We start from the raw sequence: 20679 nt of genomic DNA, 5'->3' as shown, positions 1-20679 counted from the left end.
TCTCTAGTCGCGCGTCGCGTCCGCTGCCAGTTGTTTCAATCGATATATGTGATCGAGTGCTTCACGCGGGGACAGCGCGTCAGCGTCGATCGCGGCAATGGCCGCGCGCACCGGGTCGGGCGCAACCTCTTCCTGCGCGGCGGCGGCGGCAAACAGCGGCAGGTCGTCCAGCCCCGCCGCGATACCGCCGGTCTTCGCCTTGCCCGCTTCCAGCCGGGCGAGCACATCCTTGGCGCGCTTGAGCACTGGCGCGGGCAGCCCCGCCAGCCGTGCGACGGCGAGGCCATAGCTGCGGTCGGCCGGTCCCTGTGCCAGTTCATGGAGTAGCACCAGATCGCCCTTCCATTCGCGGGCGCGGACATGGTGGAGCGACAAGGCGGACAGACTCTCGGCCAGCCGCGTCAGTTCATGATAGTGGGTGGCAAACAGGCAGCGGCAGCGATTGACCTCATGCACAGCCTCCACCACCGCCCAGGCGAGCGCCAGCCCATCATAGGTGGAAGTGCCGCGCCCCACTTCATCGAGGATGACGAAACTGCGCGTGGTCGCCTGCGCCAGGATCGCGGCGGTCTCGACCATCTCGACCATGAAGGTCGATCGACCCTTGGCCAAATTGTCCGACGCGCCCACCCGGCTGAACAGGCGATCAACCAATGTCAGCGTTGCCGATTGGGCAGGGACATAGGCACCCGCCTGCGCCAGGATGACGATCAACGCATTTTGCCGCAGGAAGGTCGACTTGCCGCCCATATTGGGGCCTGTGACCAGCCACAGCCGGTCGTCGGCGACCAGGCAGCAATCATTGGCGACGAACGCCTGGCCGTCACGGCGCAGCGCGTCTTCCACCACCGGGTGTCGCCCGCCGCTGATCGACAGGCAGGGGTTCGACCCGTCATCGGCGATCAGATGCGGTCGTTGCCAGCCGCCTTCTGCCGCCCGTTCAGCGAGGGCCGCCGCGACATCGAGCCGGGCGAGCGCCTGGCCTGCGCGCGCGATATCGGCTTTGCGGCCCAGCACGGCGGCGATCAGCTCTTCGAGATGCGCGGCTTCCGCGACCAGCGCATGCGCACCCGCCTGCGCCACGCGCCCGGCTTCCTCATGCAGATCGATTGAATTGAAGCGCACGACGCCAGCGAGCGTCTGGCGGTGGGTGAAACCGCTGGTCGGCACCATTAGCGCATCGGCGGCGCGGGCAGGCACCTCGACATGATAGCCCAGCACGCCATTATGGCGGATCTTGAGGGTAGAAATGCCCGTCTGCTCGCGATATTTGGCTTCCAGCGCGGCGATCGCGCGGCGGCCGTCGCCTGCCATCCTGCGCAGTTCGTCGAGCGCGGGATCATAACCATCGGCGATATAGCCGCCGCTTGCCGTCTCGGTTGGCGGCGCAGGCACCAGCGCGCGCGACAGCGCATCCACCAGCGCGCCATGGCCATCGAGTGCGGGCAGCAGCCGCGCCAGCAACAACGGCGGGTCGGGAAGATGCCCCAGCCGTTCGCGCAACAGCCGCGCTTCGCCCAGACCGTCGCGTAGTTGCCCGAGGTCGCGCGGCGAGCCGCGGCCGACCGCCACCCGTCCCAGCGCGCGGCCGATATCGGGCAGCGCCCGCAGCGCCGCGCGCAACTGGTCGCGCAATCCTGCATCGTCATGGAAGAGCTGGACCAGCCCCAGCCGCGCCTCGATCCGGTCGAGGTCCATCAGCGGCGCCGACAAATCCTGCCCCAGCAGCCGCGCGCCCGCGCCCGTCACGGTGCGATCGACCGCCCCTAAGAGGCTGCCCGCGCGCGCGCCGCTCGTGGTTGCGACGATCTCCAGACTCTCGCGCGTCGCCGCATCGATCGCAACATAGCCGCCGCTCGTCTGGCGCAAAGGTGGCGCCAGGAAGGGCAGGGTGCCTTTGCCCGCATGGTCGAGATAGGCGATCAGCCCGCCCATCGCCGCCAGCTCCGCGCGGCCGAACTGGCCGAACCCGTCCAGCGTCGCGACCGCGAACAGCCGCTTCAGCGCCGCTTCGGCACGAGTGCTGGAAAAGGCCGCGCGATCGAACATATGCAGGTCGGGAAGGTCGAGCGACGATCCTTCCGCCACCACTATTTCGCTGGGGCGCAGGCGCGCGAGTTCGGCATGAAGGTCGGCGGCGCGGCAGGTCATCGTTTCGAACCGGCCAGTCGAAATGTCGGCGGCGGCGATCCCGATTTCGCTGTCTCCGCCCACCTGCGCCAGCGCGACGAGCATATTGTCCCGCCGGGAATCGAGCAACGTCTCCTCGGTCAGCGTGCCGGCCGTCACGTATCGCACGATGTCGCGCGCCACGAGCGTCTTGCCGCCACGCGCTTTGGCTTGCGCCGGGGTTTCGGTCTGCTCGGCGATGGCGACGCGATGGCCCGCCTTGATCAACCGCGCGAGATAGCCCTCCGCGCTGTGGACCGGCACCCCGCACATGGGGATCGGCGCGCATCATGTTCGCCCCGACTGGTCAGCGCGATGTCGAGCGTGGCCGCCGCCGCCTTGGCATCGTCGAAGAAGAGTTCGAAGAAATCGCCCATGCGGTAGAAGAGCAGGCAGTCCTGCGCCTGGGCCTTGAGCGTCAGATATTGCGCCATCATGGGCGTAAGGGGTGGGGACGTGTCCGGGGCGCTGCGCATCCCGCCCGGATAGCGGCAAGGCGGCGCGCAGGAAAGAGCGCGAAAAAGCGGTCTTCTCGCACTTGCCCCCAAGCATGGCTTGCCGCTAGGGCCAGGGCAACGGACAGAAGAGGCGGATAATCGATGAGCGACAAGTCGAACGTGGAATTTTCCGAGCGCGAGGCGCTGTTTTTCCATTCGACGGGTCGTCCCGGCAAGATCGAGATCATCGCGTCCAAACCGATGGCGACGCAGCGCGACCTGTCGCTCGCTTATTCCCCCGGTGTCGCAGTGCCAGTGCTGGCGATCGCGAAAGATCCGGCCCTCGCCTATGACTATACGGCCAAGGGCAATCTGGTCGCCGTCATCACCAATGGCACGGCGATCCTGGGCCTGGGCAATCTCGGCGCGCTGGCGTCCAAGCCGGTGATGGAAGGCAAAGCGGTGCTGTTCAAGCGCTTCGCCGACGTCGACAGCATCGATATCGAACTCAAGACCGAGGATGTCGATCGCTTCATCGACGCGGTCGAACTGATGGAGCCGACCTTTGGCGGCATCAACCTTGAAGATATCAAGGCGCCTGAATGCTTCATTATCGAACAGACGCTCAAAGAGCGGATGAACATTCCGGTGTTCCACGACGATCAGCATGGCACCGCGATCATCGCGGCGGCGGGCGTCATCAATGCCGCGATGCTGACCGGGCGTGAACTCAAAGACCTCAAGGTCGTGGTCAACGGCGCGGGGGCTGCCTCGATCGCCTGTACTGAACTCATCAAAGCCTTGGGCGTCGCCGGTGACAATGTCGTCATGTGCGACAGCAAGGGCGTGATTTATCAGGGTCGCACCGAGGGCATGAACCAGTGGAAGTCGGCCCATGCGGTCAAGACCGACGCGCGCACGCTCAAGGAAGCGATGAAGGGCGCGGACGTGTTCTTAGGGCTTTCGGTCAAGGGTGCGGTGACGCCGGACATGGTCAAGGATATGGGCGACAAGCCGATCATCTTCGCCATGGCCAACCCTGACCCGGAAATCACCCCGCCCGATGCGAAGTCGGTGCGCCCCGAAGCGATCGTGGCAACCGGCCGGTCGGATTATCCCAACCAGGTCAACAACGTCATCGGCTTCCCCTTCATCTTCCGGGGCGCGCTGGACGTGCGGGCAACCACGATCAATGAAGCGATGAAGGTCGCCGCCGCCCATGCCATCGCCGAACTGGCGCGGGAACAGGTGCCCGAAGAAGTGGCCAAGGCCTATGGTCGTTCGCACAGCTTTGGCCCCGACTATATCATCCCCGCACCCTTCGACCCGCGCCTGATGGAAGTGGTGCCGTCTGCCGTCGCGCAGGCAGCAATGGACAGCGGCGTCGCGCAAAAGCCGATTGCCGATATGGCGGCCTATCGCCAGTCGTTGAAGGCCCGCCTCAACCCGACCACTTCGGTCCTGACCACGGCCTATGAAGTCGCGAAAGCCAATCCCAAGCGCGTCGTCTTTGCCGAAGCTGAGGAAGAAGTGGTGCTGCGCGCCGCTATCCAGTTCCGCGACCTTGGCTATGGCGTGCCGGTGCTGGTGGGGCGCGGCGACGTGGTCGACAAGCTCAAGGCGCTGGGCGTACGTGACCCGGAAAGCTTCGAACTGCACAATAGTGTTAATTCGCCGCTGGTCCCCGAAATGGTCGATGTGCTGTATGCCCGGCTTCAGCGGCGCGGCTATCTTCGCCGCGATTGCGAACGCATGGTCAATCGCGATCGCAACATCTTCGGCACGTTGCTGGTAAAGATGGGCGTAGCCGATGCAATGATCACCGGCATGACTCGCCCCTATGCGCAGACGCTACGCGAGGTGAAGCGGGTGATGGACCCGGCGGTCGGTCGCACCCCATTTGGCATCCACGTCATGGTGGCCAAGGACAAGACCGTGTTCCTGGCTGACACCACGGTCAACGAGCGCCCCACGGCGAGCGAACTGGCCGATATTGCCGAAGGCACCGTCGCGGTCGCCCGGCGCATGGGCCATGACCCGCGCGTCGCCTTCCTCTCCTATTCCAATTTCGGCAATCCGCCCGGTGCCTTTCTGGAAAATGTCCGTGGCGCGGTGAAACTGCTCGACGAGCGTGCCGTCGATTTCGAATATGAAGCGAAATGACCGCCGACGTGGCGCTCAACCCCGCCGTCATGAAGAGTTACCCGTTCAGCCGCCTGTCTGGTCCTGCCAATGTGCTGGTCATGCCGGGCCTGCAGTCCGCCAATATCTCGGCCAAGCTGCTGCGTGAACTGGGCGGCACGTCGATGATCGGGCCAGTGTTGGTCGGCATGGAAAAATCGGTGCAGATCGCGACCATGGCGTCCAATGCATCCGAGTTGCTGACGCTGGCGGTGCTGGCGGCGGGCGGTATCGCGCTCTGACGCGCGCAGTCTGTGCTATGCACGGCAGGATATGTTGCAGGAGCGACCGGGCATGAGTGAGATGATCAGTTTTGACAGCGCCACCTTTCGGCGGGTGCTCGGCCATTACCCCACCGGCGTCTGCGTCGTGACGGCCGTGGAAGCCAGTGGTGCGCCTGTCGGCATGGTCGTCGGCTCTTTCACCTCGGTGTCGCTCGATCCCCCGCTCGTGGCCTTTTTTCCCGCCAAGACGTCGAGCAGCTGGCCCCGGATCGAGGCGGTCGGCAAATTTTGTGTCAATATCCTGGCCAGCGATCAGCAGCCCTTGTGCCGCCAGATTGCCGCGCCAGGCCCGGACAAATTCGCGGGCATCGTGCATCGCGTATCCGCCAATGGATCGCCGATCCTGGACGATGTCGTCGCTTGGATCGATTGCGCGCTGGATGCGGTGCATGAGGCGGGGGACCATTATATCGTGCTAGGCCGGGTCGTGGCGCTGGAAGTCGACCGGCCAGAGCGGCCATTGTTGTTCTTCCAGGGCAGCTATGGCGAGTTTTCGTTGATTGCCTGACGGTTCGGCTGGGTATCCGTCGTCTGGTTGGAAAAGAGGCTGTTCTTTCCATCTATGACCGGCCAGACACATGCGGGACACATTACGGGTCCTTAACGCCTCCTTCCTATGCAGGTGCGTTGCCCTCTGACCGGACTGCCCATGACCGCGCTGCTCATCACCGTCGATACAGAACTTTCTTCTGCGCTGTATCAGCGTGGGATGCCCCTGGCCGACAATGTCAGTCGCTCGATCTGGGCGGAGGCACAGGGGCAGGCGCATGGCATCGGCTGGCAGATGGACATGCTGGACCGCCATGGGCTTAAAGGCGTCTTCTTCCTCGATCCCATGCCCACCCTGGTTCACGGCCCGGATTTCCTCATTCCCATCGTCGAAGCGATCGAGAGCCGAGGCCATGAAGTGCAGATGCATATTCACACCGAATGGCTCGCCTGGGCAAAGGAGTCTCCAGTCGGGGATCGGCAAGGACGCAATATCGGCGATTTCTCGTTGGATGATCAGATCGTCTTGCTGAGCCTTGCCAAGGCACTGCTGGAGCAGGCAGGCGCCTCACCCATTACGGCCTTTCGTGCCGGTAACTTCGGCGCGAATGACGATACGTTGCGGGCACTGGCCGCCATTGGCGTGGCGTGGGACAGCAGCGTCAATCCCGCCTATCTGGGACGCGAATGCGGCATCACCGTCGATCCGGCGCAGATTAGTGCTCTGCGGATGCAGGGCGTCGTCGAACTGCCGGTATCGGGCATTCATGACCGGCCCGGCAGTTTCCGTCCCGCCCAGATCTGCGCCATGTCGGCGGCGGAGATGCGCGCGGGGCTGCGCCATGCCGCGCGCGAGGGGCATGATGCCTTCACCGTCGTCACTCATAGTTTCGAAATGCTCTCACGCGATCGGGAACGACCCAACGCCATGGTCAAGGCGCGGTTCGCGGCACTGTGCCAGGAAGCCGTGCGCTTGCCGCAGGTGCGCGGGGCAGGGTTTCGCGACCTGTCCCCCGCCATTGCTGACGCTTCGCCAACGCCTCTGACTCGTGTGCCGCCCAGCCAGGTGCGGACCGGGCTACGGCTGGCGCAGCAGGCCTGGGCGACCTGGCGCTACGAACATCGGTTGGTTCCTGCGTGAGCCGCTATCCCGTCGCGCTCGTCCTGGGTCTGGAAAATGCCATCGGCCTCACGGTCGTGCGCGAGCTGGGCGAAAAGGGCGTCCCGGTCCATGGCATCGCGCGCGAATCGGCACCTATCGCCGCGGCATCGCGTCATTGCGCCGCCATGACAGCCCGCCCGCCCGGACCCATGGGCAACTGGCTCCCTGATCTGATCGCCCGGACCAACGCGGGGGCTGTGTTGGCGATTTCCGAATCCGACCTGCTGGAGCTTTCGGCGCTGCCGCCGGTCATCGGCGATTGCCATTTGCTGGTGCCCCGACCCGAGCCCCTGGCTAAAGTGTTGGACAAGCTTCGCACGCTGGAGATCGCGGCGGAGGTGGGGCTGTGCGTCCCGCAAACCTGGCAGCCGCGCGTGGGTGAGGATTTCGCCGCTCGTATCGCGACGATGCGCTATCCGCTCGTTGCCAAATGGGCCAATCCTCCTGAAATCATGCCGGTCCTTGAGCGGGCAGGGCTGGAATGGCTCAAGACCGATTATATTCGCTCGGCCCAGGAGTTGACGGCATTGCTCGACCGTTACGCGCCGGTCGGCCATTGGCCGCTGATCCAGCAATATTGCCGGGGCGTGGGTCTTGGTCAGATGCTTTATATGGACGATGGCCGGGCGACGGTGCGCTTCCAGCATCGCCGCTTGCACGAATGGCCGCCGGAAGGCGGCGTGTCGACGCTCTGTCGGGCCGAACCGACAGATGCGCATGCGGCGCAAATGGCGCTGTCCGAAGCCTTGCTGCGTGCGCTCGACTGGCAGGGCCAGGCGATGGTCGAATATCGTTATGAGGCCGAAAGTGGCCGATATTGGCTGATGGAAGTCAATGGCCGATTTTGGGGTAGCCTGGCGCTGGCGCGGCATTGCGGGGCGCTGTTCGCCTGGGAAGCCTATCGCCGCGCGGTTCTGGGCCAAACCGATGCCGCGCGGGTGCCCCGCGACACGCTGCGCGCCCGCTATATGGTGCCGGAAACAAAGCGGCTCGCGCGCGTCCTGTTGTCGCCGGGGCGGATCGGCGATCCCTTCTTCCAACGGCGCCCGCTGGCTGACCTGGCTGCCTATCTGCTGACCTTCTTGGATCCGCGCGCGCGCTATTATGTGTTCAGCCTGTCCGACCCGCGACCCTGGCTGCGCGACATGATGCAGATGCTCAAGAAAGCCGTGCGCCGGGGAAAGCCCTGACCAGCGCGCCCACGGCTTGTTCGATCCGGGCAAGGCACCGCGCCATATAGCGGTCATCCAGCGTATAAGGGTCATGCAGATGTGGCAGCATCGGGCGCGTCCAGCGACCTAGCAACATGCGGGGCAGGGTAGCCAGGCGCGGGTCAGCCGCCAGCCGGTGCAATTGCCGCACCTCCATCGCCAGCAACACGTCGCCGGGCTCCGGCACATAATCGACCAGATCGACGGCGCGATGGGTGCTCAGATCATGGCCCAGCGCCCGCGCCGCCGCGATAGCAGGGCCATGCGCCGCTCGCCCGGTGGTCGTCGATAACCCAAAGGACGCGCTGCGCAATCCAACGCTCTGCGCCACTACATCGGCAAAGGCGCTACGACAGATATTTCCCTGACACACGAATACCAATCGCCGCACCCTAGCAGGATCGGGCGCAACGCTGGCGGAACGGCCAAGCGCGAGCTGCGGATAAGACAAAGCAAGCCGTACCAGCCCGCGAAAAGTGCCGAACCGGGATCGGATCATGAGGTGAACCTGCGAGAAGAATTGGGGAGGAAGTAGGGGAACAGAACAGACATAAAAAACAGGAATTTTCTAGCGCAATTCGTCAAAACGTCACGAATTTTCGCTCATTTGGTGGAAGCGTGTTGCCCCATATTTGGGCCAATGCCTATTTAGCAAAATGCCAAAGCGAGCGCGTTGCCCCAAGCACTTTGCCCTCGCTTTTCGGGCCGCAGCGGGAGCCTGCCCCCTATACAACCGTCGGCTGTTACACCTGTCGCGCGGCACTTTGTCGTCATTGGTGGGAACGCCTCGGCTTTCCGCTACGTTATGATGGCTATGCATGACTAATGGGGCGATCTTTCCCATCGACAAACTGCTTTACCAGGATCGGCGGTTCACGCCTTCTCGACGCGATTTGCTGATCGGCGTCGGCGCGACGACGGCGCTGACCTTTTCCCCTGCCGCCGCGAATTCGGTATCAGACGAATATCTGATCCAAGGCGCTACGGTGCTGACCATGGTGCCCGGCGCTGCCATTTTGGTCGATCACGATGTCCATGTGCGCAATCGCCGGATCGTTGCCATAGGCAAAAATATCATTGCCCCCGCGGCGACGCGGCTCGATGCACGTGGTTCGATCGTGATGCCGGGACTGGTCGATACGCATTGGCATCTGTGGACGACGTTGCTTCGCAATCTGGCCGACAATAGCGACGCCAACGGCTATTTCGCGATGACTGGCCGTCTTGGTCGCCGCTTCGGCCCAAAGGAGATGCGGTTGGCGGCCATGCTCGCGGCCGCGACGCGCTTGATCATGGTATCACCACAGTGCACGATTGGTGCCACAATATCCGCAGTCCCGCCCATGCCCGCGGCGCGCTGGCGGGCTTGCGGGACAGCGGGCTCCGGGCGCGCTTTTCCTACGGCGCGACACGCCAGACGCCGTTCGACCAGCCGCTCGCTGCCGCCGACTTTGCGCGCCTGCATGCAGGGTGGGGGGAGTGGTCGGACGGTGGGCGACTAAGTCTTGGGATTGGCTGGCGCGGGGTTATGGCGACGATGGACGGTCGTGCGGTCGCGGTGCCCGATGCGGTTTGGCGCGCAGACCTTACTCTCGCGCGCGACCGTGGGTTGCCAGTCAGTGTCCATGCGAACAATAGCGCGGCGAACAGCGGGCATGTTCGGCGACTGGACGAACTGCGTCTGCTGGGCCGCGATATGCAGATCGTGCACGCCGTGAACGCGGAGGCGGATGAGATAGCAGCGTTGGCCAGAAGCGGCGCGAGCGTGTCGCTCGCCCCTTCTTCTGAATTGGCGGTTGGCTTCGGCGTGCCGCCCGTTGCCGCGCTGCGGCGCGCAGGCATCGTCATCGGCGCATCGATTGATACGCCGGCATTGGTGGGTGCCGCCGATCTTTTGCGCGAATTGCGGATCATCCAGGGTCTCGCCAATGCTCTGGCAGCCGATGAGATGGCGATGACGCCGCTGGATGCACTGGCGATCGGTACGCGCGAAGGTGCCGCATCCTTGGGATTGGATGGCGTCGCGGGGTCATTGGCGCCAGGCAAGTGCGCCGATTTGATCGTTGTTCGCCGTGATGCACTGTCGCTGCTGCCGCATGCCGATCCGGCAACTATGATCCTGCGCTCTCTACGCCCTGCGGATATTAGGGTGGTGATGGTCGATGGAACCATACTCAAACAGGACGGTCTGTTGACGAAGATTGATCGCGCCGCACTTACTGCCGATGTTTTGGAGACCAGTGCCCGACTGGCGCGTGATGCCGGTTAGGCTTTCCGCGATATATTCTGTGTCTCCTAACACTGGCGTTCGCATCAGGGCGGCCGGCTTACGGGGCCAGCGCGCTGACCTACCAAGACGCCATGTGACGGGCGCGGTGGCTATTGTCGATCGCTTTAGGTGCCGGTGGTTGCACCAACTGCGGCATATAGATCGATGATCGCGAAAGCGATTTGCGCGTCGCTATCGATCAACGACTGACGGCTGCCGATCAACTGGCGCTGCGCATCAAGGACGTCGAACAAAGATGTCAGCCCTTCGCGGTAGAGCGCATTCGACTGGTTGAAGGCGGACTCGCTTTGTTCGATCGCGTCGCGTAAACTTGCCGAGCGCGCGGAAAAACTGTCGATACCCACCAGGGCGTTCTCCACCTCTCGCAACGCATCAAGCAATGTCTGGCGATAATCGTTGAACCGCGCATCGGCCTCCGCGCGTGCCGCTGCGATTTCGGCGCGTCGTCGGCCTCCGTCGAATAGCGGCACGTCAAGGATGGCCCCCACTGTACCGATCAGGCGATCGATCAGCCCGAGACTGAAGCTGTCCCCGATTGAAATCCGGCCCGTTAGCGCAAGCGCCGGTAACAAATCGGCTTGTTCAATCCCTACGGTCGCCGCCGCTTCAGCCAGATTGGCCTCGGCAACCAGCAAATCGGGGCGGCGTCGCAGCAGGTCGGCGGGCACGCCCGTCGGCGGCCCTGCGCTGAAGCTGGGAATTGTCTGATCAGCCGAAGCCGGTGGCAATGGTTGCGGCACCTCGCCCAATAATACCGACAGCGCCCGCGCAGCCTGCGAACGCTGGAGCAGCAATATACCCCGTTGCGCTTCGGTTTGTGCCAAATCGGCGGCGGCGCGTCGAACGTCGAGATTGGCCGATAGGCCTGCGCCAAACCGCAACTCGACGATTCGCAGCGTCTGCTGCTGAAGATCGGTCGATTCCTCGATCAAGGTCAATTGCGCTTCAGATCTGCGCAGATCAATATATTGCTGTACCGTTGCCGCGACGACGAGCCGTCGCGCATCGGCGAGCAGATAGGCGGATGCTTGCGCGCGCGCAGCAGCGGCTTCGATTTCGCGCGACAGACGCCCATTCAGGTCAGGGTTGAACAGCACCCCCGCCCCCCCGGCGGGACTCGCGTTTAATCGATCGGAAACACCGCCAGTCCCGTCAATGCCTATGTCCCCGGAAATTGACGGCACGCGATCTGCCCGTTCCGCCAGCACCGCGGCGCGCGCGGCGCGCAAGCGATCGCGCGCTGCGGCGATCGTCAGATTGTCGCTCAATGCCCGCTCGATGATTGCGTCGAGGCGTGGGTCGTCGAATCCACGCCACCACAGATCATCGCCCTCGACCGAAAGGCGATTGCCCGTGAGGAAGGCCGATGGCACCGCAGCTGTGTCGATGACCGGCATCGGATCGTGAGGCGTTGCGCAAGCGGTGAGCAGGATGGATGCCACGGTAGCGCTGATGATACGCATCAATGCGCCCCCGCCGTTTGCGGACTGCCATCCGCTGCGTCGTCCAGTTCGCGATTAAGGCGCGTCAAATCCGCTTTGCGCGGCTTACCGAACTTGGCGATGACGATATACAGAACCGGCGTCAGGAAGAGGGTGAAGACCCCGGCGAGACCCAATCCACCGAAAATCACCCAGCCGATCGATGTTCGCGCTTCCGCCCCTGCGCCAGTCGCAATGATCAGCGGCACCGCCCCGACGACGGTGGAGATGAGCGTCATCATGATTGGCCGCAGCCGCAGCGTGGCCGCTTCCTCTGCCGCCTCGCGCACCGATTTGCCCTCCAGTCGCAATTGATCAGCGAATTCGACGATCAGAATGCCATTTTTGGCCATCAGCCCGATCAGCATCACCAGTCCGATCTGTGAATAGATGTTGAGCGACGTTCCCGAGAGGAACAACGCCAACACCGCTGCCGCCAGCGCGAAGGGCACGGTGAGCAGGATGACCAGCGCACTGGTAAGGCTCTCAAACTGCGCGACGAGCACCAGGAAGACGATGACCAGCGCAAAGCCGTAAGTGAGCAACAGCGCGTTGGAGGTTTCGGCAAGCGTCTCTGCTTCCCCCTGAAGGATAAGATCGGCCTCCGGGTTGCCGGTTGCTTCAGCGAGGCGCCGGATTTCGGTGACCGCTTCAGCAATAGTCCCGCTCGTTATGTCGGCGGTCACTTCGATCGCGCGGCGCTGGGCGACGCGGTCGAGCTGGGCGGCGACGCCTTCTTCCTTGATCGATACGATCGTGGAAAGCGGGGTTAACCCGCCAGCGGTCGTGCGGACATATAGATTGTTGAGGTCGGATGGGCTGGTGATCGTGGTCGTTTCCGACGTCAGCAAAATAGGTAGCGCCTGATCGCCGACGTTGAGGTCCACCACTTCGTCGCCCCCCACCATCGCACGCAGCGTTACCGACAATTGTTCCAGATCGACCCCCAATTCAGCAGCGCGGCGTCGATCAACGGCCAGCGCGATCTGTGGTTGAGTCGGCTGATAGGATATTTCGGCATTCGCCAACATATCCGAACGCGTATCGATGGCATCCGCAAGGGCGCGGGCGCGGCGATAGATTTCATCATAATCGGTGCCGGTCAGGGCCACTTCTATCTGTTCGCCGCCTCCCCCGCCAATATCGAGCGTGCCGCGTCCGCGCGGGCTGATCCGCGATCCTGGAATGCGCTCCAGTGGCGCGCGCAGGCTATCGACGAGTTCAGCTTGGCTTTGATCGCGATCGCTCCAGTCGGCGAGTTGCGCGGTTACTTGAATTCGGTTCGGATCCCAGCGACCGACAATGGAGAACGTCGAACGGATCACCCCCGATCGTTCGAGCGGCTCGATCACCTGCTCGATCGCATCCATCTGGCCGTCCATATAGGCAATGCCGACACCGTCAGGGCCAGTTGCATACACTTCCAATACGCCGCGATCCCCTTCGGGTACGACTTCGTTGGACAGGGTTGGATAAAGCAGGCCTGCGGCCGCGGCGGCCGCAACCGAAATCAGGATCACCAACATCGGTCGATCCAGCGACCAGCGCACCATCCGCCCGTAACGATCGTTGAGCGCGCCGCCAAAGCGCGCCAGCCGTCCGTCCCGACTATCGTTCGTCGACAGGTTCATCTTGGCGGCCAGCGCGGGAACGAGCGATAAGGCCACGAAGGAGGAGATCAGGACCGCCAGCGCCAATACGAAGCCGAATTCGCGGAACAACCGCCCCGCATCCGACGGCAGGAACGAGATAGGCACGAAGACCGAAATCAGTACGGCCGTCGTCGCGATCACGGCGAAGAACACCTGGCGGGTGCCGAGCACCGCCGATGCCTTGCGCCCCAGCCCCTCATTCTGCAGCCTTTGGGCATTTTCCAGTACCACGATGGCATCGTCGACAATCAGGCCGGTTGCCAGGACCAGGGCGAGCAACGTCAAAAGGTTGATCGAAAAGCCCGCCAACCAGATGCCGCCAAGTACCCCGATCAGCGCGATCGGATGGTGGTTGCCGGTATCAATGTCGCCTTGAACGATCGGAAGAACAACAGGATGGTGACAATCACCACGACCACCGTGAAGATCAGGGTGATCAATACCTCTTGCACCGACACGCGGATGAAGTCGGCATCGTCGGAGATGACCGCAATCGTGATGTCGGGGAAACGCTTGCTCACGCGTTCGACCGCAGCCTGAACCTCGTTCGAAATTTCAATGGTGTTCGACCCTGCTTGCCGGATAACCCCCAAGCCAATAATGGGTATGCCGTCGAGCCTGACGAAACTTGTTGCATCGGCGGGGGCCAGAAACACTTCTGCGACATCGCCTACCCGTGTGGTGCCGCGCACGGTTACGTCGCGCACCAATTCAGGCGTTGCGGCGGTGGCCTGTGCGCGTACCAGTAACTCCTGTGCGTCCGACCGGAAGCTGCCTGCGGGCACGTCGTATGGGGCGCGTTGCAATGCGGTCGCGACATCACCGACCGTCAGACCGAAGCGGTTGAGGCGCACCGGATCGATCGCAACGCGCATCTGTTGCACCCGCGCACCAAACTGACCGATGCTGGCGACGCCCTGCGCGCTCAGCAGTTCGGGCAGGATGTCATTGTCAATGATCGTGGTCAGCGCGGCTTCGTCGTAGCGACGGCTCGACACGGCCAGTTGCAGGATCGATCGCGCGTCTTCGTCGGCCTTGACGACGCGCACCTGCTCGACGCGATCGGGCAGGTCGTTGGTCACTCGGCTCACGGCCTCGCGCACGTCGGACGCTGCGGTGTCCAGATCAACGCCGGGGGAGAATTCGACGCGGACGCGGCTACTATTCTCCTCGCTTGATGACCGGATGCGCCGAACTCCCGTGACGCGCGCGGCGGCGTCCTCCAGCACGCTGGTGACTTCGGCATCGATCGTCTGCGGCGCAGCGCCGGGGAAGGTCGCGTTGACCGATACTACCGGGCGATCGACGTTGGGCAATTCGCGTATTTCGACGCCGAACAGTGCGGCGAGCCCTGCGATGACGATCAGCAGATTGAGCACTGCAATCAACAGCGGGCGTTTGACCGCCAGCATGGGAAGGTCGTCGCGTTGCTTCACTTCCCTTGGCCTGCTGCCCGAACGACGGCTTGCTGGGCCGGCGGGGCATTGCGCGCAACCAATTCGACGCGCTGGCCCTCACGTACCTTCTGCACGCCTTCGACAATGATACGGTCGCCGGATTGCAGCGCACCGTTGAACAGGACGAGGCCATCGCGCCTTGCCGCGATCGTCATCGGCACGCGGCGGGCAACCCCGCTCCGCACCGCCCATATATATGATCCGTCCCCGCCCCATATGATGGCGCTTTCCGGCACGGCAGGAAGCGTCCGACCGGGCGACGCGAAATTGGCGCGAAAGCTCATCCCGGGTCGATAGGCATCGTTTCGGTTGGCGATAACGGTGCGGACGGTGAAGCTGCGCGTATCGGCAGCGATCGAACTATCGACCGCCTCGACGCGCGCGTCGATGGTGCGCGCCGGGTCCGAATAAGGCACAAGCGAGACGATAGCACCCGAACGCAGCTGTTCGAATGCGGCTTCTGGCGCGGGAAAGTCGACGAACAGACGGGTACGGTCGTCAATGGTGCCGATCAATGTGGTCGGGGTCACTCGATCCCCGCGATCAATTTGCGGGATGCCCATATGCCCGGTAAAAGGCGCGCGGACGGTGCGATCGGCCAGCGCGACTTTGGCCTGCTCAAGCTCAATTTGCGCCGATTGCAGCGCGGTCACGCCCGCCTCGATCTGACTCGCCGACAGCGCCCCGGTATCCTCGATCCGGCGGTAGCGACCGAGCAGCTGATCCGCTTCGGCGACGGCAACGCTCGCCAGTCGTACCGCAAGCTGCTCGCGCCGGTCGTCCAGTTGCACCAGCGGCGCGCCGCTTTGCACATAATCGCCAGCGGTGAAGCGAACGGCGGTCACCAGGCCTGCCGCTTCAGGATATAACTCTGCGGCCGTCGCTGCGCGCGCCGTGCCGATCGCTTCGACCATCGACGTTTCCGCCACCCTTTGTGCCTTCTGAGCAACAACGCGGGCTGGTACATCCTCCCGGCTCGTCTGCGCGTCGGGCCCGCACGCGCCAAGTATAAGGTAGGAAGCCAGAATCACCGTCGTCTGCACAAAGTTCGTCATCGCACCACCATAGCGACCAATATACTCAGACCAACCCCGGCAATCCTGTGGAAGAATTTTGAAGCAAGCATCGCCGATCAGGCTGGGCCAGGAGAGAAATGGCGCAACCCATATGGCCTGTTCGTCGTCACCCCGATGCTATCGAGGTTTCCCCGCACGACTGCGGCCTCAGCTGCTCGCCGCATCGCTGACAGCGTTTTTTTCGCCCGCCCCGCATGCCAAAGTCCTGAAATGCATGAGATCCCTTATATCCACTATGATATTGGCGCCCTCTCCATAGATTCTGCACGGCATTGCCTCTTCTGGCTGGCCCTTATTCAATTTTGATCAGACTTGTTCGTTGCTGTTCGGTGAGAGATAAGCGACTGGGCCGATGCATCGTTCCTGCTTTGATTCATTTGACCGACAAAATGCGGGTGCAGCGGCGTTCTCGTCCAGTGAACAAAATCGCCCAATTCTTAACAATCGATATTCCCGCACGCCTTTACCACATGCCCAATCGGTCACCGCCTTATGCAAGAGGGTGAGGTGACGCGCGAATGGACCCGTGGCCGCCGGGCTCTTATGGTTTAATGGCGTTTGGGAAAACAAGCTGTTGTTGGAGATGCCGGGCTTGCCCTTATGGCGCTCGGGGCTACTAGTCTGTTGGATCGCTGCCTTCACCTCCATCGTGTGGCGTTGCTTGGGCGCAGGAACTAATACCAACCTGCATTGATCACGACCCACGTGCCCATTTGCGGCGTCCAATTGTCATGATGCGCCAGGGCTGATCGATCAGCCTGTTCCAGGCTTCGCAGCAAAGGTCGACGATGTTGTCGTGGGACGTGAAGATGCGGTTGGATAGCCAGTTATCGCGCATGAACTGCCAGATATTTTCGACCGGGTTGAGTTCAGGACATTTTGGCGGCAGCGGAACGATGCTGATATTATCGGGTACTTCCAGCTTCCCGGTCATGTGCCATCCGGCCTGATCCATCAGCAGCACGCCGTGGGCACCTGGTTCGATAGCGAGCGATATCTCCGCCAGGTGCAGCGACATGGTCTGGGTATTACAGAAGGGCAGGACCAAGCCAGCGCCCTTACCAAGCTCAGGGCAGATAGCGCCGAAGATGTAGGCTGATTTGGTCCTCTGATCCTTGGGCGCTGAAGGCCGGGTGCCGCGCCTGGCCCAGCGGCGGGTGATCTTGTTTTTCTGGCCGATACGGGCCTCGTCCTGGAACCATACCTCTATGGGCGTGTCGCGCGGGAGAGCGGCTTTGATCTTTGCCAGCTCGGCTGCAAAGCCCCCTTTTTGAAGTCCTCCATCGCATATTCGTTCTGGGCATGGTGACGTGGGCGTGCCGTCAATTTCACATAGCCCAGCTTTTTCAACTCTCGCCCTACGGTCGTTTCCGTCAGAGACACCCCAAATTCGTCATGAAGCCACCGCGCCAGGTCGATCAGCCGCCAACGCACAACTCCATGGATCGCTGGTATCGGTCCACTTTCAACGACCTCCGCGAGCGCTTGGCGCTGGGTATCATTCAGCAAGGGCGGCTTGCCTGGGGCCTTGCCGTCAAGGAGASCCGCTGGACCTCGGGCGTTGAACCGCACCACCCAATCCCGCACGATCTGCAGGGTCACTCCGCCGATGCGCGCGGCATCGCTGCGGTTCGCGCCATCATAGATTTCCGCCAAAGCTAGCAGTCGGCGTCCCTGGTTCGCGCTCTTTGTCGTCCGCGCCAGTCGCCTCAAGCCCGCTGCATCAAAGTCGTCTCGCAATCCAATCGCTGCACCCATGACAATGCCCTCCAACCCGAAGACATAGATTCATAGTTTCGCCGCTTTGGGAATCCCCCACGTGAGTCAGCATCACGGACGGATGGTATAACCACATTACAAAGTGTCAACACGTCTGCGCAGGCATTGGCCAAGATATGCGCAAAGCCAAAGGGTGGGATGGTGCGCCAACGTCGAGCCCCCTCATCCAACTTCGCCTAGGCGGCTGCGCCGCCAAGGTGCGTATCCTTCTCCCCGTGGGGGAGAAGGTTTGGGGGCGTGGGTAGGATTGGCTTACGCCCGGCGCGCCGAGAGCGGGGTTTCGTCGGGGCGGAGGGTTAGGACTTCGACGCCGGTGCGGGTGACGGCGACGGTGTGTTCGAATTGGGCGGAGAGTTTGCCGTTGTTGGTGACGACGGTCCAGCCATCATCCTGGGTCGAGACTTTGCGGCTGCCCTGGTTGAGCATCGGTTCGATGGTGAAGACCATGCCTTCGCGCAAGGGCAGGCCCGTGCCGGGGCGGCCGAAATGGAGGACTTGCGGCTCTTCGTGCATTTCGCGGCCGATGCCGTGGCCGCAATAGTCGCGCACGACGCTGTAGCCGTTGCGCTTGGCATGGCGCTCGATCGCAAAGCCGATATCGCCCAGATGCGCGCCGGGTCGGACCTGGGCGATGCCGTGCCAGAGCGCTTCCTGGGTGACGCGGACGAGGCGGCGGGCGGCGGGGGCGACGTCGCCGACAAGGTAGGTTTTGCTGGAATCGGCGATGAAGCCGTTTTTTTCCAGCGTGATGTCGAGATTGATGATGTCGCCGTCGCGGATGATGGTGTCGGCATCGGGCACGCCATGGCAGACGACATGGTTGATCGAGCAGTTCAGCACATATTGGAAGCCATATTGGCCCTTGCTCGCCGGGCGGGCGGCGAGGTCCAGGGTGATATAGCGTTCGACCAGATCGTTGACGGCCATGGTCGAGAGGCCCGCGAGCGGCTGGCGGTCGAGCATGGTGAAGACCGCGGCGAGCAACTGGCCCGATTGTCGCATCAGCGCCAGTTCGTCTGGGGTTTTGACCATGTCAGGCGGCGGCGCGCTGGGCCAGTTCGACATGGGCGGCGGCATATTGCTGCCGGACGATGTCGTTGAAGGACAGGGTCGGGTTGGCTTCGGCCAACATGCCGATCTTCATCCAATATTCCGCCTGCGCATTGATGGAGCGGCACATCGGCGCGCTGGCGCGGCGGGCTTCTTCGTGGAGGTCGTCGGCGATTTTTACGATGCCCATGGGGTGTCCTGATATATGAAACGTATATGAAGTGTATATGGTTCATATGGTTTGGGGTCAAGGTGGGCGGCGGGCGGCTGGCGTCGAGSCCCCCTCTTCCCACTTCGCCTAATCCCGGACTTGGCCGGGATAAGGCTGCGTATCCTTCTCCCCGTGGGGAGAAGGTTTGGGGTGGGGGCCAATGTCTCGGGACCGGATCGGGCGGGGCGTTTTGGGGATGGGGTAGGGGCGTTGGATCGACAGGAGGATCTGATGCGGGTTGCGGTTTTGACGTTTTGATGGGTTCAATGAGCTGGACAGTTTCGTGGCGCTGGCGTTGCTGAACCGGGTCAAGGGGTGGCGGGCGGAGATATGTGCGCCGGACGCCATAGTCACGTCGATGAACGGGGTCGAGGTGCGGACGCAGCAGCCGCTGGAATGGGCGGCGCAGGCGGATGTGGTGCTGGTCGGCAGCGGGGCGCGGCGGTTGGAGGTGGCCAATGATGCGGCGTTGATGGCGCGCATAAGGCTGGACCCGGCGCGGCAATTGATCGGGTCGCAATGTTCGGGCGCGCTGATCCTGGGGGCGCTGGGGCTGGTCGGTGACATGCCGGTCTGCACCGACCGGACGAGCCAGCCGATGGCGATCGCGGCGGGGCTGCGCGTGTTGGAAGCGCCGTTCGTGGCGCGGGGCAATGTGGCGAGCGCGGGCGGGTGCATGGCGGCGCATTATCTGGCCGCCTGGGCGATCGCGCGTGGCGCGGGGGTCGAGGCGGCGCGCAGCGTGATCGACTATGTCGCGCCGGTGGGCGAGAAGGCGGAGACGGTGGCGCGGGTGATGGCGGTGATCGCGCCGTTCGTGGCGGATGTTCCGCAGGCGGCATGACGGTTGCGATCTGCTACTGATCTGCCATGTTCGGGTCCGTGAGTCGAACCGGAGGAGATGGGTCTATGATCATTCATGGCGGGCGGGTGTCGCCCTTTGTACGCAAGGTCATCGTCTTTGCCGCCGAGAAGGGCATCGAGGTCGAGGTGCGGGCGGCCGGGTTCGGGCGCGGCGGCGAGGGCTATCTGAACGGGTCGCCCTTTGGCAAGATTCCGGCGTTGGAGGATGGCGATTTCCTGCTGAGCGATTCCACCGCGATCATAACCTATATGGATGCCCTACGCCCCGGCACGGAGATGATTCCGGCCGAGCCCAAGGCGCGGGCGCGGACCATCTGGTATGAGGAATTTGGCGATACGGTGGCGCAGCCGGTGGGGGCCAAGATCTTCTTCAACCGGGCGGTGGCCAAGAGGTTGAAGCGCGAGCCGGACCTGGTGGCGGCGGACAAGGCCGAGGCCGAGGAACTGCCGGGCCTTTATGATTATCTGGAGGGCGTTTTGCCCGATAGTGGCTGGCTGGTCGAGGATCGCTTCACGCTGGCGGACCTGGCGGCGGGTTGTCCGTTGATCAACATCGGCTATGTGTCGGACCGGCTGGATGCGGCGCGCTGGCCCAAGGTGGCGGCGTGGCTGGACGCGGTGAAGGCGCGGCCGAGCGTGGCGGCGGCGATGGCATTGGAAGCGGACGGGCTGCAGGCGATGTTGGCGAAATAACCTATATGGAACAATTTGCTTGACAGCGTCACGCTGTTCTGGCACATGTTGGCATAGTGGAAAAATGTGAGTCGCGGATGACGCGGCGAACGAAGGGCTGATCCGGGCGGGTCGGCCCTTTTTGCGTTTCGGGGGCGGGGATGGCGGACGAAGCGGGGGCGGAGGCGTTGGGGGCGGCGCTGCGACCGGGGCG

The 20679-nt window shown here is 63.1% G+C and carries 12 protein-coding genes and 3 pseudogenes; 7 read left to right on the top strand and 8 right to left on the bottom strand.

The window, feature by feature from the left end; translation table 11 throughout:
* Positions 1 to 3: 3 nt before the first annotated feature.
* Positions 4 to 2645 (bottom strand): annotated as a pseudogene (gene mutS / locus BF95_RS11870) (DNA mismatch repair protein MutS).
* A 123-nt stretch (positions 2646 to 2768) separates the two neighbouring features.
* Here mutS and BF95_RS11865 point away from each other — a divergent pair.
* The 4 genes and pseudogenes from BF95_RS11865 to BF95_RS11850 all read left to right on the top strand — a co-directional run bounded on the left by BF95_RS11865 (position 2769) and on the right by BF95_RS11850 (position 7912).
* Positions 2769 to 5029: pseudogene (locus tag BF95_RS11865) on the top strand (NADP-dependent malic enzyme).
* Between the two features lie 52 nt (positions 5030 to 5081).
* Positions 5082 to 5579, top strand: a complete 498-nt coding sequence (locus BF95_RS11860; RefSeq protein WP_043151611.1) for a flavin reductase family protein — start codon at positions 5082 to 5084, stop codon at positions 5577 to 5579.
* A 141-nt stretch (positions 5580 to 5720) separates the two neighbouring features.
* Positions 5721 to 6701, top strand: coding sequence for a polysaccharide deacetylase family protein (locus BF95_RS11855; RefSeq protein WP_043151656.1), 981 nt, complete (start codon positions 5721 to 5723; stop codon positions 6699 to 6701).
* Complete coding sequence (locus BF95_RS11850; RefSeq protein WP_043151610.1) at positions 6698 to 7912, top strand: carboxylate--amine ligase; 1215 nt, start codon at positions 6698 to 6700, stop codon at positions 7910 to 7912. The genes BF95_RS11855 and BF95_RS11850 overlap by 4 nt, the downstream gene beginning before the upstream one ends.
* Here the strand turns inward: BF95_RS11850 and BF95_RS11845 are convergent.
* A complete protein-coding gene (locus BF95_RS11845) occupies positions 7881 to 8432 on the bottom strand; it encodes an arsenate reductase/protein-tyrosine-phosphatase family protein (protein WP_043151609.1) in 552 nt (183 codons plus the stop codon). The two genes, BF95_RS11850 and BF95_RS11845, sit on opposite strands and share 32 nt — an antisense overlap.
* A gap of 807 nt (positions 8433 to 9239) precedes the next feature.
* Here BF95_RS11845 and BF95_RS11835 point away from each other — a divergent pair.
* Positions 9240 to 10202, top strand: coding sequence for an amidohydrolase family protein (locus BF95_RS11835; RefSeq protein ID WP_161774288.1), 963 nt, complete (start codon positions 9240 to 9242; stop codon positions 10200 to 10202).
* A gap of 125 nt (positions 10203 to 10327) precedes the next feature.
* Here the strand turns inward: BF95_RS11835 and BF95_RS11830 are convergent, their stop codons facing one another.
* From BF95_RS11830 to BF95_RS11800, 6 genes and pseudogenes are all read right to left on the bottom strand, one after another.
* Complete coding sequence (locus tag BF95_RS11830; RefSeq protein WP_152542677.1) at positions 10328 to 11686, bottom strand: efflux transporter outer membrane subunit; 1359 nt, start codon at positions 11684 to 11686, stop codon at positions 10328 to 10330.
* Positions 11686 to 14768 (bottom strand): annotated as a pseudogene (locus tag BF95_RS11825) (efflux RND transporter permease subunit). The gene BF95_RS11830 and the pseudogene BF95_RS11825 overlap by 1 nt, the downstream one beginning before the upstream one ends.
* A 20-nt stretch (positions 14769 to 14788) precedes the next feature.
* The gene (locus tag BF95_RS11820; protein ID WP_043151604.1) at positions 14789 to 15868 is read right to left on the bottom strand and encodes an efflux RND transporter periplasmic adaptor subunit; all 1080 of its coding nucleotides are present in this window, start codon (positions 15866 to 15868) and stop codon (positions 14789 to 14791) included.
* A gap of 715 nt (positions 15869 to 16583) precedes the next feature.
* Positions 16584 to 17647 (bottom strand): IS630 family transposase gene (locus tag BF95_RS26380; protein ID WP_152542675.1). Its coding sequence is split into 2 segments (ribosomal slippage): positions 16584 to 17153 and positions 17156 to 17647, totalling 1062 coding nucleotides; the frame shifts between segments, so codons are not numbered across the junction.
* Positions 17648 to 17920: 273 nt separating this feature from the next.
* Positions 17921 to 18700, bottom strand: a complete 780-nt coding sequence (gene map, locus BF95_RS11805; RefSeq protein WP_043151600.1) for a type I methionyl aminopeptidase — start codon at positions 18698 to 18700, stop codon at positions 17921 to 17923.
* A 1-nt stretch (position 18701) separates the two neighbouring features.
* Complete coding sequence (locus BF95_RS11800) at positions 18702 to 18908, bottom strand: ParD-like family protein (protein ID WP_043151598.1); 207 nt, start codon at positions 18906 to 18908, stop codon at positions 18702 to 18704.
* A gap of 304 nt (positions 18909 to 19212) precedes the next feature.
* Here BF95_RS11800 and BF95_RS11795 point away from each other — a divergent pair, with 304 nt between their 5' ends.
* Together BF95_RS11795 and BF95_RS11790 are read left to right on the top strand one after the other, a co-directional pair.
* Positions 19213 to 19773 (top strand): AraC family transcriptional regulator, encoded by a 561-nt coding sequence (locus BF95_RS11795; protein ID WP_327195449.1) that lies wholly within the window; start codon positions 19213 to 19215, stop codon positions 19771 to 19773.
* Between the two features lie 65 nt (positions 19774 to 19838).
* Positions 19839 to 20486, top strand: a complete 648-nt coding sequence (locus tag BF95_RS11790; protein ID WP_043151597.1) for a glutathione S-transferase family protein — start codon at positions 19839 to 19841, stop codon at positions 20484 to 20486.
* The last annotated feature ends 193 nt before the right edge of the window (positions 20487 to 20679 follow it).

The sequence above is a fragment of the Sphingobium sp. Ant17 genome (assembly GCF_000588875.1).
Lineage (GTDB): Bacteria > Pseudomonadota > Alphaproteobacteria > Sphingomonadales > Sphingomonadaceae > Sphingobium.
This window is presented reverse-complemented; position numbering and strand designations above follow the sequence as displayed.

Bases quoted from the DNA above. Each gene is read 5' to 3' on its own strand.
- BF95_RS11800 (WP_043151598.1), bottom strand. From the start codon at position 18,908: ATGGGCATCGTAAAAATCGCCGACGACCTCCACGAAGAAGCCCGCCGC.
- BF95_RS11830 (WP_152542677.1), bottom strand. From the start codon at position 11,686: ATGCGTATCATCAGCGCTACCGTGGCATCCATCCTGCTCACCGCTTGC.
- BF95_RS11855 (WP_043151656.1), top strand. From the start codon at position 5,721: ATGACCGCGCTGCTCATCACCGTCGATACAGAACTTTCTTCTGCGCTG.
- map (WP_043151600.1), bottom strand. From the start codon at position 18,700: ATGGTCAAAACCCCAGACGAACTGGCGCTGATGCGACAATCGGGCCAG.
- BF95_RS11820 (WP_043151604.1), bottom strand. From the start codon at position 15,868: ATGACGAACTTTGTGCAGACGACGGTGATTCTGGCTTCCTACCTTATA.
- BF95_RS11860 (WP_043151611.1), top strand. From the start codon at position 5,082: ATGAGTGAGATGATCAGTTTTGACAGCGCCACCTTTCGGCGGGTGCTC.
- BF95_RS11845 (WP_043151609.1), bottom strand. From the start codon at position 8,432: ATGATCCGATCCCGGTTCGGCACTTTTCGCGGGCTGGTACGGCTTGCT.
- BF95_RS11790 (WP_043151597.1), top strand. From the start codon at position 19,839: ATGATCATTCATGGCGGGCGGGTGTCGCCCTTTGTACGCAAGGTCATC.